Source organism: Fibrobacter sp. (assembly GCA_024399065.1).
In the GTDB taxonomy this organism is placed as follows: Bacteria; Fibrobacterota; Fibrobacteria; order Fibrobacterales; family Fibrobacteraceae; genus Fibrobacter.
The window spans coordinates 85,912-101,534 of sequence record JAKSIB010000006.1; the positions used below are offsets into that span (position 1 = coordinate 85,912).

Here is a 15,623-nt window from a genome sequence, read left to right on the forward strand (position 1 = left end):
CCGAAGCAAACGAAGCAGTCTTAACCAGACTCTTGAAAATTGAAAAATCCCTTGGCTAAATGCCGGGGGATTTTTTAGTGTCACGCAGAGCGTTTAGGGCTACGCTAGAAAATGATTTTCAATTCTTGTTCCATGAATTCGATGGTGTAGCTTCCGTCTTCGTTTTGCAGCAATTCATTGCCGCCTTGAATGACTTTACTGTTTCCATCAACATCAATATACACTTTTACAGGGACGCTCTTGGGCATTTTTGCATGAGGGCTTTTCCAATGAATGGTAAGGCCTTCCTCGTCCTCAGAGGTGGAGGCGTGCTTTAGTGCGAATGCTGCTCTATGATAGGCGCCTACGGTACCGAATGGAGCTATCCACATGTCCAAATCCTTGGCCTGTTGGATAATTGCCTTTAAGTCATCAGGGTCAATGGAGTAGTCGTTATTTTTATCCAAGTCCACACCGTGGTTCATATAGATGATCCATTCACCGGCGTTATTTGTGTCTTGGGCGATTTGCTGAAATTCTTCAACGGTGTTCAGAGAACGTTGCCATGCTTTGGAATCCATAGAAAGCCAATTAGGTTCCTTGCTCCAGGTGATGCGACCATATCCTCGGCAATCACGATTGATGTAATGCTCCAAGCCAATAATCTTTCGTACATCTTCGTTGTTGTCGCAATAAGGTGTGCCGAAGACATTGAAGGGGAGGCCCGGCAATTTATCCTGGAGGAATTTCTTGTATGTCAAAATTTCGCGGCGGCGATCGGCTTCGCTTAGCTGGGTCAGCTTCGGATGGGTTTCCGTATGGTTTCCCATTTCATGGCCAGCCTTAGCCATTGCGAGGAACTTGTCATAGTTGTTGCGGAAGTAGTAGCTGTCTCCAGTTAGAAAACAGGTGACCTTGATACCCATTTCTTCTGCTAAGGGAGCCAAGGTGGTTACGTGACTTTCGGAGGCGTCGTCGAAAGTGAAGCTAGCTGCGGCTTTGTGACCGTTCCAAGGGATAGCGGTAATAACGCTCATATAATTACTCCAGAGTTTTACCCAACATATAAATAAAATAATGGGAAAAACGGAGTTTCATAGAAATCTCTGTTTACAAATAAGAACGGGGGGATTTTTGCAAAAAAACGCCCGGCGGAATTGCCGAGCGCTTTTGTTTACTATGAAGAAAAACTGTTGAGGCTTACATATCTTCCAGGGCCTTGCCCTTAGTTTCCGTAGTAAACTTGGCTACGAAGAAGAAGCTTATGGCTGCGAATGCGGTGTAGATCATGTAGGTCGGGCCAACGCCGATACCGTTTTCGCCAACGAGAACCGGGAAGGACCAGCTGACCAAGAAGTTTGCACCCCACTGTGCAAGACCGCAAACGGAGATTGCCACAGCGCGAATACGGTTGTTGAACATTTCGCCAAGCATAACCCACATAACCGGGCCCCAAGTTGCGGCGAAGAAGGTTACATAGAGGTTTGCTGCGAAGAGAGCGATGATGCCTGCACCGTGGCTCAGCTGGCCGTTTTCTGCACCGAAGATGAAGCAGAGGCCCAAAGTGCCGAGAGTTACAGCCATACCTGCAGAACCGATAAGGAGAAGGGGCTTACGGCCGATCTTATCAATAAGGAGAACTGCTGCAATAGTCATGGTCAGGTTAATGCCGCTGGAAACCAAGCTAGTAAGGAATGCGTCGCTTTCACCGAAGCCAACGCTCTGCCAAAGCATGGTGCCGTAGTAGAAGATCACGTTAATACCAACAAGCTGCTGGAGAATTGCAATGCCGAGGCCAGCCCACACAATGGGAGCAACACGCTTCTTGCCGCCAACCATTTCCAGAAGGTCGGAAAGCTTTGCAGGCTTGCTGTTCTTAAAGGTTTCGTTGATGGAATTGATTTCAGCTTCAACGCCATCTTCGTTGATCATGGCGAGAACCTTCTTGGCTTCGTCAATCTTACCCTTGCTTACGAGGTAGCGGGGAGATTCGGGGAGCTGGGATGCGGCGATACCGTAGATGAGAGCAGGAATTGCTTCGACCCAGAACATCACTTTCCAAGCTTCGAAGCCCATGATGGGACGGCTAGCGGAACCGGCGATACGGACGATGACGTAGTTGGAAAGCAATGCGACAAAAATACCGATCACGATGGCGAACTGCTGCATGGAACCCAGGCGGCCGCGGAGGTGTGCGGGAGCGGTTTCTGCAATGTAGATCGGGGCGATAATGGAAGCGACACCGATACCGATACCGCCGATGACGCGCCACATAATAAAGTCAGTAACGGTGAAGGGGAGACCGGAACCGATTGCACTGACGAAGAAAAGAACAGATGCTGCCAGCATGCAGCGAACGCGACCGAACTTATCTGCCAGGCGGCCAGCGAAGTAAGCACCAATAGCGGCGCCAATCAAAGCCAAGGAAACTGCAAGGCCCAACTGCATGTCGTTACAGCCAAAGTAGCCCTTAAGAGCCACGTTTGCACCGTTAATAACGGAGGAGTCGAAACCGAAGAGGAAACCGCCGATTGCAGCGGAAAGGGTAATCACAATGACGTGCCCGAGATTGTACTTAGCTGTAGACATATCATTCCTTTTATGTTGATGTTTTACATAGTAAGCGCCGATAATATAATATGAGGTTTTGCTTTTCAAACGAAAAAGTGTAAAACCTATATTCCAATTTAGATGGATAGTTTGTTGAAAATACGGAATTCATGTAAAATTTTATTCCAAACTGGAATAATTTGCGGGAAAAGACCATCTGGTGTTTTCAAATAACTATAATTCGTACCACTATGAGAAGAGAAAAACTTGCAATATCTGTTAATGGTGGTGGCGCTCTGGGCATTGGCCCGGTTGCGCTGATGTGTGAAATTGAAAAGAAGCTTGGGGAAGGCTGGATTTCTAAGAATGCTGCCGCTTTTGGTGGTACCTCTACTGGCGCTATCGTAGCGGCTTGCCTCGATGAGGGGATGTCTGCAGAAAAGATCCGTAAGTTCTACCGCGATAACTTGAAGGATATTTTCAAGAAATATTCCTTGTGGGAACGCATTAAGGATCTTAAAAAGCCGACTTATAATCATGCACGCTTGAAAGAACTTCTAATGGACTGCATGAAGGGTAAGTGCAGCGATTGGGAAAAACCGATTTTCATTCCCACAACTCGACTCAATGGTAAAAAGTCTGTAGAAAAGGTTTGGGACAGAGGCGATGCCGATGTGGATAAGTGGTTCGCGGTTCTTTCGTCCACTTGTGCTCCTACCTACTTTGATGTTGAAAAGCTTGGAGATACTTGGTATGCCGACGGTGGCATGTGGGCAAATTCTCCCATTGCGGTTTTGAATGCAGGCTTGAAGAGAGCTGGTTTCCGCGACGATTACCGTATCCTTACCTTTGATACTGATATGGATATGATGGTTCGCGTTGAAGACAACCAGACCTTGCTTGGCTGGGGAAGCTACGTGCTTAACGAATGGGTGGCCCGTTCTGGCAAGAGTAGCGATTACGAAGTGATGGCTGACATCGGCCGCGAAAATGTCCATGTGCTTTCGCCGTCTGCAAATGGTAAAAAATACAAGTTGGACGATGTTGCCGATGACAAACTTGATGAACTTGAAAAAATCTGGCGTGGTTATTTCACGGAACATGAAGAACAAATCATATCCTTCTTGCAAAACACCTAGAGATGACAGCATTGTCATTAAACACGGCACTCCCTTGGGGGTGCTTTGTTTATATTTTTTGGCATGAAAAAAGCTTTCTTGATTTTTTTATTCTTGAGCGTCTTAGCAGCTGCCCTAATATCTTTGGGAAGGAACTTGTCTAGTTCTTCGTTTGAAAATGCAGATGAATTGCATCCCTCTGTATCGAATGAGCACTACGACGATGTTGCAACAGCCGCAGATACGGCGAGAATAAAAATTTTAGGGTATGATAGGGATGGAAATGGCGTAAGGGATGACTTGGATTCTTTGATTGATGAAAAAATTTCCGATAGTCCTGAAAAAAGGGCCGCCTATCGCTATTTGGCCCAGACTATACAGAACCAGTGGATTGCTTTTTATGATAATCCGCAAATGACGTATGAGGAAATGCATCCCTATGCAGTTTTTACCTCTTTGGGAATTGAACTTATTGGAGAGCTTAATGCTGAAGTAAATCTTGATTTTAGTCTTTTTGAAGCCAGTTTACTAAATACATTGGAACGGGTTATGTTTAGCGATGAAATTGACAGAATCTTTGTCGGAAAATATTTGCCTGTAGCGGTAAAATCAGATCGGCAATATTCCGATTTGGTATCCTTAGGAATGGGTGCGTTTAATGAAATTTTAGAACAAGAGAGGATGAAATAATGCGAGAAATTTTTTTGAGAAAGAGCAGAATTTTATTCGCATTTTGTTCGCTCATGTTGGTCTCGTGTGTTGATCCTTATAAGTGCGCTAATGAAATTAATACAAATTAAATTACGGTGATTAGCGTAATTTCAACAAAGCCGGTCAAGTCTGTTAAAGCATATATGGGCGACAAAGTTCTTTGCGAAGGCGTTAACGAATTACTCTATAGAAAAAATAAGGAAGAATTCCTAAGTTGGACGATGTTGCCGATGACAAACTTGATGAACTTGAAAAAATCTGGTGTGGTAATTACAAGAATCATGAAGAAGAAATTATCTCCTTCTTGGAAAACATCTGAAACGACAGAATTAAAAACTGCGGCATTCCCTTGGGAGTGCCCTTTTGCTCAAAAAATTATAGTTTGTATAGGAACTTAATTCGGAGGTTTCATGTCGTCAGAAATCAGAGTCTATAAGGGTCACTACGCCAGTGGTACGGCTGTAGCCTGCGTTGATAGGCCCAACGATTTGCCTCTCTATGTATTGGCCTTTGTGGCGACGCTGTTTTAACATCTCTCGAAAAGAGTCCCTGTAAGATAAAAAAAGACCGTCTTTCAAAGGCGGCTTTTTTAGCTGTGATCTGCTGGTCTGATCTTTTCAGTCAAAATGGTGGGTGTCGAAAAGGATATCCTCAAGAAGAAGGCCGATGAACAGTGTCCCACCAAGGATAAGAATTGACCAAAATCCAAAGTAAAGTACGAAAGTAATTCCTGCGATCCAGCCAAATAATTTTTTTAGAAGTCCGCCATCATCGAAAATCATAATGACCTCTATTTCCAGTTGTCCTACAATCAATATACGTTCAAAAATCCTAAACGGTTCTCCAGTTTATCATTTTATGGGGGGGGACAGTTGTTTGGCTGCCCAAGAAGCTCTCTTGACATGGCTGGTAGATGTTAATATATTTTCGCTACCACCTTTTGGTGCGTTGCCGGGCCATGGCCTGTTTAGCCTAGCCCTAGTTTAGTATATGAACATTATCCTGTAAGGAGAGGGCTATGGCAAGACCGATTAAGGAAACCCCAATTCTTTTTGGTGAAGACGCCCGGCGCTTTGAAGCGCTCATGAAAGCAAATAAGAAAAATCCAGCAGAGCGGGAACGCTTGCTCGGAGTTTATCGTATCGCGTTGGATATGCTTAAGCGTGGAGAAGAATCGCAGCGAAGGGAGGAACTTGCGTGCAATGCAAAGTAGATTTTTCGCAAATTGAAATAAGAAAACTTAAGGGGTGTGAACTCGTTTCCGGCTTTGATTGCGGTGACGAGGATTTGAACGATTTTATTCAGAACGAGGCTTCCCTATATCGTCAAAGTCTTTTGGCGGTCAGTTATGTACTCGTTGAAAAGAATGCTCCTGAGAAGCCTTTGGCGTTCTGCAGCGTTGCGAATGATAAGGTTGCGCTTGGCGATTTTGCGAATAGTACTGAGTTTAATCGTTTTCGCAAAAAACAGGGATTCCCTCAATCAAAAAGATTGAAAAGTTACCCTGCGGTTAAGCTTTGCCGTTTGGGTGTTTCTAATGAGTTCAAGGGTGAAAATCTTGGAACCTTTATACTGGATTTTGTTAAGATGTTTTTTACGCAGGATAACAAGTCTGGATGCCGGTTTCTTACGGTGGATGCCTACATTGCGGCGATTCCTTTTTATGAAAAGAATGGGTTTAAAAAGCTTGGGTCGAAAAACGAGGGTGATCCTAGAACACGCCTCTTGTTTTACGACCTAAATGAAATTGCGGCCTAACTTCTCAAAAGGGTTTTTAAGGGGTGTCCCCTTAGGGGTGGGGGTAGCGTAAAATTTTGCGCCGCCTGCTTTTGGGGGTGAATTGCGCAAAAGTTGAAGCGAGGGGGCGGCTGCCCCCTTTTTATTTTCAATTTGACAAGCGACCCTTGCATTTAGTACGGCTCAATCATGTCATTTCACGCAAGTGTGAATGTCGCGATGTTCGCCTTTTGCTAAATTTTGCCTCGTATTTAATAGGGGGCTGTATGCCCCGAGGTAAACAATGGCAAAGTTATTCCGCGAAGTACAAAAGGAAGAAACCTTCCCGCAGATCGAAGAGCGCGTGCTCGGATTGTGGGATAAGGATGATAGCTTTAAGAAGTCTCTGGACAGCCGTCCGGAAACTGCACCCTATACTTTCTACGATGGCCCTCCGTTTGCAACTGGCCTTCCGCACTATGGTCACTTGCTGGCTGGTACCATCAAGGATATCGTTCCCCGTTACTGGACCATGAAGGGCAAGAAGGTTCCCCGCGGTTTCGGTTGGGACTGTCACGGTCTGCCTATTGAATCTCTGGTGCAGAACGAACTGGGTCTGGCTGGCGTTGCCGAAATCCAGAACCTGGGCGTAGATAAGTTTAACGAAACCTGCCGTAGCAAGGTTCTGAAGTACACCGGTGAATGGCGCAAGACTGTTCGTCGTATGGGCCGTTGGGTGGACTTCGACAAGGGCTACAAGACCATGGACAAGAACTTCATGGAATCTGTGTGGTGGGTGTTCAAGCAGTGCTTCGACAAGGGCCTCATCTATCAGGGCTACCGCATCCAGCCGTACAGCCCGGCTCTTGCAACTCCGCTTTCCAACTTCGAAACCAACCAGGGCTATAAGGACCGTCAGGATCCGTCCTTGACCTTGATTTTCCCGCTGGTTTCCGACGACGCAAAGTTTGCTGGTTCCAACATTCTCGTTTGGACAACTACTCCGTGGACTTTGCCGTCTAACTTCGCTATTGCAGTGAAGGCTGACGCCGAATACGTTTGTGTTGAACAGGACGGCAAGAAGTTCTGGGTCATGGGAACTCGCGCTGGCGCTTACTTCAAGCAGCCCAACATTGTGGACAAGTGCATGGGTTCTGACCTTGCTGGTCTCAAGTACGAAGCTTTGTTCCACATTAGCGACGCTTACGCCACCGCAGAAGAACTGGCCAAGCGTTATACCATCTACGTTGCCGATTTCGTTAGCGACGAAGACGGTGCCGGTGCTGTGCATATCGCTCCTTCCTTCGGTGAAGAAGACTTCCAGCTGGGCGCATCTCTTGGCCTGGGTCTTTTCGACCCGCTGGATACCGAAGGCAAGTTCACCGACAAGGTCCCCATGTGGAAGGGCCTGGGTGCAAAGGAAGCCGACAAGAGCATTATCGCCTACCTCAAGGAACAAGGCCGCGTGTTCAAGCACGAAACCTTCGTTCATAGCTACCCCCACTGCTGGCGTACCGGCGTGCCTCTGCTGTACCGCGCCCTCAAGACTTGGTTCTTGAAGATCGATGGCGAAGTCACCAACGCAGAAGGTGTCACCAAGACTTTGAAGGAATGGATGGTCGAAAACAACCAGACCGTGAACTGGGTTCCCGACCACATCAAGAGCGGCCGCTTCGGTAAGTGGATTGCCAACGCCCGTGACTGGAACCTTTCCCGTAACCGTTTTTGGGGTACCCCGATTCCTGTATGGATTGCTGACGATGGCGAAATGATCGCTGTGGGCTCCATCAAGGAACTGGCTGACCTCACTGGCGAAACTCTGGAAGACCTGCACAAGCACTTTGTAGATAAGATTGTCATCAAGAAGGATGGCAAGGAATTCAAGCGTACTCCGGAAGTGTTTGACTGCTGGTTCGAATCTGGCTCCATGCCTTATGCCAGCCGCCACTATCCGTTTGAAAACAAGGAACTGGTTGAAAAGAGCTTCCCGGCTGACTTCATTGCCGAAGGCCTTGACCAGACCCGCGGTTGGTTCTACACCTTGACCGTTCTTTCTAACGCACTGTTCCAGAAGCCCGCCTTCAAGAACGTGATCGTGAACGGTATCATCTTGGCCGAAGACGGTTCCAAGATGTCTAAGTCCAAGAAGAACTATCCGGACCCCAACGAACTTATCGAACGTACTGGCGCCGACGCCATCCGCCTGTTCCTCATTAACTCTGCTGCACTGAAGGCTGAAGACCTGCGCTTCTCCGAAGAAGGTGTGAAGGGTATCGTGAAGCAGGTGATGCTTCCGCTGTGGAACGCCGTTAGCTTCTTCGTTTCTAACCACAACGCCGACGCCGCCAAGGGCCAGCTGAACTGGAATCCGGGTGAAGTGGTGAAGTCCGAAAATGAACTGGACCGCTGGATGCTTGCAACGCTCCAGGATCTGGCCGCCAAGGTCGAAGTGGAAATGAAGGCTTACCGTTTGTACAACGTGGTGCCTGCAATCATCGCCGCTGTGGATGACCTGACCAACTGGTACGTCCGTCGTAGCCGTCGCCGTTTCTGGAAGTCTGAAAACGATGGCGACAAGAATGCAGCTTACGCTACCATGTACAAGGTGCTGGTGGACTTCAGCAAGATTCTTGCTCCGTTCCTGCCGCTCCTGGCCGAAGAAATCTACCAGATTCTCGTTCGCGAAGTGGATGCCAACGCTCCTGTTAGCGTACACCTCTGCGAATTCCCCAGCGCGGACGAATCCCTGAAGGACGAAGCCCTGGTGCAGCGTATCGCAATGGTTCGCGGCATGGTGGAAATGGGCCGTGCAATCCGCGCTACGAACAACGTAAAGAACCGTATGCCGATTGCTAGCATGACTGTGGTGCCCCACGGTGTCGTAGAAAAGGACGTTGCCGAAACCATGAAGGACCTCATCCTCGAAGAACTGAACGTTCGCGAAATGAAGTTCCTGGAAGACGAAACCGTTCTGGTGAAGCTTACCGCAAAGCCCAACTTCCTGGGCATCAAGGCCAAGGGCCCTGAATACGCCAAGAACATGAAGGTCATCTCTGCTAAGCTCAACAGCCTCACCGCTGACGAAATCAAGGCTCTGCAGGGTGGTGAAACAATCAAGTTCGAATTCGGCGAAGTTGGTGCTGACTGCCTCATGATCCAGCGCATTGTGCCGGAAGGCTTGGCTGTGGATGCCGATAGTCACTTCACCGTGGCTCTGGACCTGAACGTCACCGACGACTTGCGCCGCGCTTGCGTCGCCCGCGAACTGGTGAACCGCATTCAGAACCGCCGTAAGGAACAGAACTACACCATCACTGACAAGATTGAAGTGACCTTGTTCTCTGAAAGTGACATGTTCAAGCAGGCTGTCGCAGAAAACGAAGCATATATTGCTGGCGAAACTCAGGCTACCAAGATTGCTTGGGCTGCTTCCGCAGACGGCCTCGAAGCCAACGACGCTGACGGCGAAGCATTCAGCTTCACTACCGTAAAAGCCTAGTACGCAGAATTCATTTGCGTGTCATCCCGGCCTTGAGCCGGGATCTCCTTTATACTAATAAAAGTCCCCGAAGCTAACCCCTTCGGGGACTTTGCGTTTAATAATTTACTCTGCGCATTCTATGAACTTATAATTACGCTGCGCTTTCTATTACTTTTGCATCAAATATACTCTGCGCACTCTGTCATTTTTCTTTTCTGCCTCTTGACAAAGGCTCGGCTCTTTTATAGATTTATAGTGAACTTTTGAGCATTAGTTTACTTTTTGATAAATTCATGATGTCCGGCAGTTTTTCGCTTGTCCGCCGGAAAGGAGTTAAGATGAAATTGGCTTGTTCGCGCCCCCTTGACACCGTGTATCCAATTAGATACATTTAGGAGGGTGCCGTGTATACTTTAGAAAAGACGGAAACTTTCCTAAAATGGTACGGATATCTTAAGGATGTCCAAGCAAAACAACGGATATTCTCTAGGTTGCTTAGAATTGAATTGGGCAATCTTGGCGATGTCAAACCTGTTGGTGAAGGTGTTTTTGAAATAAGGATTGATGCTGGTCCTGGGTATAGGTTGTACTATGCTCTAAGGGGGACAACTGTGATTCTTCTTTTGTGCGGGGGAGATAAATCAACCCAGCAAAAAGACATTGATAAGGCGAAGACCATGTGGAAGGAATTGCAAAATGAAAACAAGTAAACTTGATTTGTCTGAACTGCTTGATAGCGAAGATGTTATTGCAGGCGTGTTGAATGACGCTTTACAATCTGGTGATTCCGTAGCCCTGCTTAGAACCATTGGTTACGTGGCGAAAGCCCGTGGCATTGCTCAAATTTCGCAAGCAACAGGGCTTGGCCGTGAAAGTCTCTACAAGGCGTTGAACGAAAACGCACACCCGAGATTTGAAACTATTCTCAAAGTTTTGGGTGCGTTAAATGTTCAAATCGCTGTTGTGCCCAAAAAGAAACCTGCAAAAAAGCATCTTGTTGTCGCAGAAAAGAAAACGAAATATTCTGCGACGATTTAAACCGCGAAAAAAATGTTCCCCGAGGCTGGCAAGAGCGCCGGGGGAATATTTTTATCGTTAATCAACTATTTCTATGCCAAATTGCTTGTTGATGTAATGCAACAAAGCTTTATCTTCGCAATACACGTAACATCCTTTTTGTCCTCGAGAAAGCAGTGTCTTATAAGTGTTGCGAATTAACTTTGCCGCCAAATCACAATCTTTGCAAGATCGAATTCCTGAAGATTTATCACTAATAGCTTCTTTAGTTTGATCCGTGAACACACCTTGAGAGATGTCGTATCGTAAATCTTTTCCGATTATTATGCCGCAATAGTCAAATTCAAGACCTTGTGTTGTGTGGATACAACCTACTTGATCAAATGATTTGGGGTCAATGGCGAATAGTGAATTGGCGAAATTCCATTTTGCTTTAAATCCATCCTCTAGAATGATGTCGTAAATTTCACCATTTGGGTCTTTTTCTGAATTCCACTCGTAGCAATAGCCTGCAATCATCCGTGATTTGTTGGCGATGGCATTCTTTGCTCGTAGAGCCTCTCGCATTTTTGTTGGACTGTTGAACAATTTCAAATCATAGTCAAAATCAAAATTGATATTAGCGGTTTCCCTTATGCCAAGTAAATTATCAAGAAAGTTTAGATATCCGTTACTTCCGCTGCATCGGAATTGCGAAACTAGATTCAAGTCATCACCTTCGTATAACTTTGCTTTATGAAAATTCGCCCATTTTTTTATTTCATCTACTGATCCGATATCTTTGGTTGTGATTTTTTGATCTTCATCTATAAAGAATACCGATACTCTTGCCGAGTTTATCAACTCCTTAATTTGGTTTTCCCCGTGGAATATTGCAGACTTTTTTCTCAATCGGTGAGATTCGTCAACAATAACGCAATCCAACATGTTTGTAGGCGAATTCCAAAATGCATCCGATGCTCTGAATAGATTTTTAATGTATGAAAGTTTGTATTTTTCTTGTTTTAATTTTTCAAAATAGACGTTTCGGGGGGCTGCATTTTTTGTGACATAGTTTGCACTAAATCCTTTTTGAATTAGATCACAAAGCAACTGGATTGCAACAACGGATTTTCCTGTTCCGGGACCACCCGTTACGATGACAACAGCTTTTTCACCACTTTTGACGGGATTGGTTGCGTTTTTAACTGCATTTTCAACAAGTTTTTTTACTGTTTCATAGGCAACTTTCTGTTCATCAATTAGATAGAATTCTTTGTTGCCTTTGATCATTGATGCTAACGAATCTTGAAGCGCTTTAGCTGGCTTCAACTTTCCATGATCGATTTTCATCAAAAGATCAATGTTAGATTTCTTTTTTACATATGTTTTCACGAAAGAACGCAACTTGCCAACGTCTTCGGATAGGAAAATCGGGGCTAAGGAAATTGCGTTTTGATAATGTGAATTGTCAATATGGTCCCTGTTTTTTTCTCGATAGTTGTGAAGATAGGCGCAAGGATTTAGCCTTATGTCTTCTTTATAAATATCCTCGTTGAAGTTCTCAATAATTTTAGCATAACTATATGCTTGATAACACGGATGACATACGGTTTTGTTTGATCCGCCTGTAAATGCAGTGACTACATCTGGACGAGATGTTGTTCCACTATCTTCCCATTGTTTTAATTCAACAACAACAATGTTCTTTGTTCCGTTTTCATTTTCTCCTGCAATAAGAAAATCAACGCGTTTAGAAGTTAACGGAATCTGGTATTCAACAGCGAGTTTTATGTCGTCGGAAATATCATCATCATCCAAAACATTTCTCATATACATAAGCGAATTTGCCCATGCACGAAATTCGGCGGCATTATTATGATGAATGTTTTTTAATTCAAACGCTTGTTGAACTTTTGAGGCTATGCATCCAGAACGAATGTCTTGAACAAAACCTCCCTTTGTATTTTCGTAAATAATCATGCAGAAGCGTCCTTATAATTCCGTATACTTTTTAGCAGTTCCCTTAGCTTTCTCTACAGGATACTTTTCTGCATTCTTTTCCAACTTTTTTAGTACGATTTCGCGAATGTCAAGATTGTACTTATCGGCAATCAAGATTGCGTAGTTGAAAATATCGGCTAGTTCCTCGCGAACTTTTTCAATTTTGACATCTTCTGGATTTTTCCATAAAAATGCTTCTTGTAATTCGCTAGCTTCAATAGACAATGCTATTGCCAAATCCTTGCCATTGTGGAATTGATCCCAGTCTCGATCAACGGAGAATTGCTTGATTTTACTTTTCAGTTCTTCAAAATCAGACATGGCATTCTCACTTGTTTAACATTTTCTTTGCCATCTTATAAGCGTCATCAAAAGGAAGTCCCAATTGACTCAACATTTCAGGCGCAACTTGAGCCCAGCTTGTATAGTAATAGGCTAAAAGTTCGTAGCCACCAAAGTCCTTATCGGGAATGGATTTGAGGGTGTATCCAGATTTTTGGTTAGGACTTATTCCGTTTTGTCCGAGCATTGCTATTTCGAATGCGATTTTCTTCACATCTTCAGGCAGAAGTGTTTCAAAGTATTTCATGGCTCCAACCATATAGCAAGACATCATCATGGTGATGGCAGGATCAACGTTTTCTGGATTATGTGTACTGTCAAAAACTTCTTGCTTACGGTCTACATCATTTTTGATGTTTTCTGTTAAGGTTGCATCTTTGCCTACAGCAAAATTTGTAATTGCGAAGTATTTGATGAGCCCAAGTTTTGTGGCAAATCTTTCAAACAATTCATACTCGTCGCCATCATGGTAACCAAGTAATGAATTTTCGAAATCTTTAAACATTTCGTGTGCATTGTTGAGCATGTTGGACGATGAGCCAAAATTGGCGATAAAGTCCATGCCATACAAACGCTTTAACATTAAAGACTGTCCAAGAATGAGCAACTTATTTGTATCCTTGATAAACTGCGGAAACTCCTGGACATTTGCAGTTTGTTTTACAGAGCCAAGATTGGACTGTTCCATGTTGAATAAAGACATTAACTGCAATGGTCTAAATTCTGTTTTTGCAAAAATTCGTTCTTCAACGAACATATCCAAAGGGCTGTTCATCAGTTGTAGCGACAAGCCTTGGAAAAGACTTTTTGCAAGATTTTGTATATCGGCTTGGGAATATGTTTTTTTGAGTCCATCAAAGTGGCGCTTGTATTCTTGCATGAATAAGTCAAAATTATTCTGTGAAGAACCTATGACCTTCAATGTGCCAGCCTGCTTTGCTCGCAGCATCATGTCAAGATGAGTTAGTTCATGGAGAATGTAGTGCTGGTAGAGTTTGTCTTTTTTGTAAAGAACGAGATGATAATCCCTTTTGTAGAAATCAGCAAATTGCAGCCTTGCCAATGTGTCAAGATCATCTTTTTGTTGGAATTTGATTGTAATGTTGAAATCATTTTCCAATTTGCGCGCGATATCAAAGACCATAGATTCATAATCTGTTGATTCGCATATATCTCTAGCGATGGTAAAAAAAAGTTTGAGAAGTTCGTTTCTAACAGCCGGATCTTCAGCTCTGTTCTTGCCTTTTTTGACTCCTGCTGCTGCATATTTAAAGGCTTCTTGCAAATTATTGTTTTTGTAATGAGCCAGAGCTAAACCATAGTAGCTGTTGATGTAGGTGTCGTCTATCTCAAGAGCCTTTTCTAGATATAAAATACCTTTGCTGTATTCACTTTTTGCCAGGAATGTTCCTGCAACGTTGTTCAATGCTATGGCGTTATCGGGATAATACTCTAAAACCTTGTTGTAGTATGTCTCAGCAACGTTTGACTTATCTTTATCTTTCGCGAAGATGTTCCCCATTAGGATTAGAGCCCACATATTCTTTGGGTCTAAACGTAATGCTTCGAGAACGGTATTCTCAGCCTTTTCGGTATCTCCGTTTTGAAAGTAAATTTGCCCTAGCAGTCTATGCGATTCGGAATGGGTAGGACATGCTTTGATTCCTTTCAAAAGCAAATCTTTTGCAGCGTCAAAACGCCCCTGACTGCAGCACTCCGCAGCCTTTTGAAAATTTCGTGTTGCCTTTTCTAAATCAAACTGTTTTTCGTTTTCGGCCATAGGGATCCTTCCGCCCTAGGCTTACAATAGTGGATTCCTGCCGATACAAAAAAGGCGTGGAGTCGCTAAACCGTATACTGCACTTCGGGGCTCGGCAAAGCCTTGTATATCAATACACGCAAACGACCCACGCCCCTAATTGGGACGTGAGCAGTTTACCCTATTCTCATATACGTGAAATTTTGCCGATTTCGAAGTGGAGACTAGAGCAAATAACTCAATAAAAATGGTCGTTCAGACTCGCTTTCGCAAAACTGAACTATGTCGCTACAAATATATAAAAGCTAATTAGAAAAGGGGCTTGCGGCTTGGACAATCACCGTCTATATGGGACTGTTTTGCGTATATTGAAATTTTACTTAAAATTTTACTTAAAAATTTGTATGTTGAGGAATGGAGGTTTTGTATGCCGTGTATTCTGCCTGTATCTGATTTGCGAAACTATAACGAGGTTCTTCAGAATGTTTCCGAGGGGTCTCCTGTATTCTTGACTAAGAATGGCCGAGGCTGTTTTGTGGTCATCGATATCAAGGAGTATGAACGCTTGACTGCAGAACATAAATTACAGAAGTCCTTGGAGGAAGGCGAACAATCTGCAAAGGAATCTGGCTGGCTGGCTGCAGCTGACGTACGTGCAAAGTACGAGGTCTAGATGGCCGTTGTATATGTGTCTCCTAAAGCCGTTGAGGATTTGGACGACGTCAAGGAATATATTGAAAATAAATTGAAAAGTCCGCAGGCTGCAAAGAACGTTGTCAGGAAAATTATTGATGCGTATGAAGATTTTGCTGAATTTCCTGAGCTCGGTTCCGATCTAGAGACGACGAATGTTGCTCTAAAGTCTTATAGACATATTGTCGTGGATAACTATATCGTCTTCTATAGAGTCCATCTTGGAGACGTTTATGTTGTTCGAATTCTGCATTAGCTAATGGACTATTTGAAG

Annotated in this window: 16 protein-coding genes; 10 read left to right on the top strand and 6 right to left on the bottom strand. The window is 44.4% G+C overall.

Going from position 1 to position 15,623, the window contains the following annotated elements; all coding sequences use genetic code 11:
- Window positions 1–104: 104 nt before the first annotated feature.
- Window positions 105–1,016 carry a polysaccharide deacetylase family protein gene (locus MJZ25_04525; protein MCQ2123432.1) on the bottom strand — a complete coding sequence of 304 codons (912 nt, stop codon included), beginning with the start codon at window positions 1,014–1,016 and terminating at the stop codon, window positions 105–107.
- A gap of 163 nt (window positions 1,017–1,179) precedes the next feature.
- Window positions 1,180–2,568: a sugar porter family MFS transporter gene (locus tag MJZ25_04530; GenBank protein MCQ2123433.1), complete on the bottom strand. Its 1,389-nt coding sequence runs from the start codon at window positions 2,566–2,568 to the stop codon at window positions 1,180–1,182.
- Window positions 2,569–2,780: 212 nt separating this feature from the next.
- Here MJZ25_04530 and MJZ25_04535 point away from each other — a divergent pair, with 212 nt between their 5' ends.
- The 3 genes from MJZ25_04535 to MJZ25_04545 all read left to right on the top strand — a co-directional run bounded on the left by MJZ25_04535 (window position 2,781) and on the right by MJZ25_04545 (window position 4,756).
- A complete protein-coding gene (locus tag MJZ25_04535; protein ID MCQ2123434.1) occupies window positions 2,781–3,668 on the top strand; it encodes a patatin-like phospholipase family protein in 888 nt (295 codons plus the stop codon).
- A gap of 63 nt (window positions 3,669–3,731) precedes the next feature.
- Window positions 3,732–4,337, top strand: coding sequence for a hypothetical protein (locus MJZ25_04540; GenBank protein ID MCQ2123435.1), 606 nt, complete (start codon window positions 3,732–3,734; stop codon window positions 4,335–4,337).
- A 116-nt stretch (window positions 4,338–4,453) separates the two neighbouring features.
- Complete coding sequence (locus MJZ25_04545; protein ID MCQ2123436.1) at window positions 4,454–4,756, top strand: hypothetical protein; 303 nt, start codon at window positions 4,454–4,456, stop codon at window positions 4,754–4,756.
- Window positions 4,757–4,975: 219 nt separating this feature from the next.
- On the opposite strand, the gene MJZ25_04550 is transcribed toward MJZ25_04545, so the two are convergent.
- A complete protein-coding gene (locus MJZ25_04550) occupies window positions 4,976–5,140 on the bottom strand; it encodes a hypothetical protein (GenBank protein MCQ2123437.1) in 165 nt (54 codons plus the stop codon).
- Between the two features lie 236 nt (window positions 5,141–5,376).
- Here MJZ25_04550 and MJZ25_04555 point away from each other — a divergent pair, with 236 nt between their 5' ends.
- The 5 genes from MJZ25_04555 to MJZ25_04575 all read left to right on the top strand — a co-directional run bounded on the left by MJZ25_04555 (window position 5,377) and on the right by MJZ25_04575 (window position 10,593).
- Window positions 5,377–5,571: a hypothetical protein gene (locus MJZ25_04555; GenBank protein ID MCQ2123438.1), complete on the top strand. Its 195-nt coding sequence runs from the start codon at window positions 5,377–5,379 to the stop codon at window positions 5,569–5,571.
- Entirely contained in the window at window positions 5,556–6,116 is a 561-nt protein-coding gene (locus tag MJZ25_04560) for a GNAT family N-acetyltransferase (GenBank protein ID MCQ2123439.1), read from the top strand. Before MJZ25_04555 ends, MJZ25_04560 begins: the two co-directional genes overlap by 16 nt.
- A gap of 262 nt (window positions 6,117–6,378) precedes the next feature.
- A complete protein-coding gene (gene ileS, locus MJZ25_04565) occupies window positions 6,379–9,573 on the top strand; it encodes an isoleucine--tRNA ligase (protein ID MCQ2123440.1) in 3,195 nt (1,064 codons plus the stop codon).
- A gap of 386 nt (window positions 9,574–9,959) precedes the next feature.
- Window positions 9,960–10,265: a type II toxin-antitoxin system RelE/ParE family toxin gene (locus tag MJZ25_04570; GenBank protein ID MCQ2123441.1), complete on the top strand. Its 306-nt coding sequence runs from the start codon at window positions 9,960–9,962 to the stop codon at window positions 10,263–10,265.
- A complete protein-coding gene (locus MJZ25_04575; protein MCQ2123442.1) occupies window positions 10,252–10,593 on the top strand; it encodes a putative addiction module antidote protein in 342 nt (113 codons plus the stop codon). The genes MJZ25_04570 and MJZ25_04575 overlap by 14 nt, the downstream gene beginning before the upstream one ends.
- Before the next feature lie 57 nt (window positions 10,594–10,650).
- On the opposite strand, the gene MJZ25_04580 is transcribed toward MJZ25_04575, so the two are convergent.
- Genes MJZ25_04580 through MJZ25_04590 form a run of 3 tightly spaced genes read right to left on the bottom strand, consistent with a single transcriptional unit; the run spans window position 10,651 to window position 14,677 of the window.
- Window positions 10,651–12,534, bottom strand: coding sequence for a DUF2075 domain-containing protein (locus MJZ25_04580; protein ID MCQ2123443.1), 1,884 nt, complete (start codon window positions 12,532–12,534; stop codon window positions 10,651–10,653).
- Window positions 12,535–12,546: 12 nt separating this feature from the next.
- Window positions 12,547–12,876 carry a nucleotide pyrophosphohydrolase gene (locus MJZ25_04585; GenBank protein MCQ2123444.1) on the bottom strand — a complete coding sequence of 110 codons (330 nt, stop codon included), beginning with the start codon at window positions 12,874–12,876 and terminating at the stop codon, window positions 12,547–12,549.
- Between the two features lie 7 nt (window positions 12,877–12,883).
- Entirely contained in the window at window positions 12,884–14,677 is a 1,794-nt protein-coding gene (locus MJZ25_04590) for a tetratricopeptide repeat protein (GenBank protein MCQ2123445.1), read from the bottom strand.
- Window positions 14,678–15,083: 406 nt separating this feature from the next.
- On the opposite strand from MJZ25_04590, the gene MJZ25_04595 reads away from it, so the two are divergent.
- Window positions 15,084–15,329, top strand: coding sequence for a type II toxin-antitoxin system prevent-host-death family antitoxin (locus MJZ25_04595; GenBank protein ID MCQ2123446.1), 246 nt, complete (start codon window positions 15,084–15,086; stop codon window positions 15,327–15,329).
- On the top strand, window positions 15,330–15,605 hold the full coding sequence (locus tag MJZ25_04600) for a type II toxin-antitoxin system RelE/ParE family toxin (protein MCQ2123447.1): 276 nt from the start codon (window positions 15,330–15,332) through the stop codon (window positions 15,603–15,605).
- Window positions 15,606–15,623 lie beyond the last annotated feature (18 nt).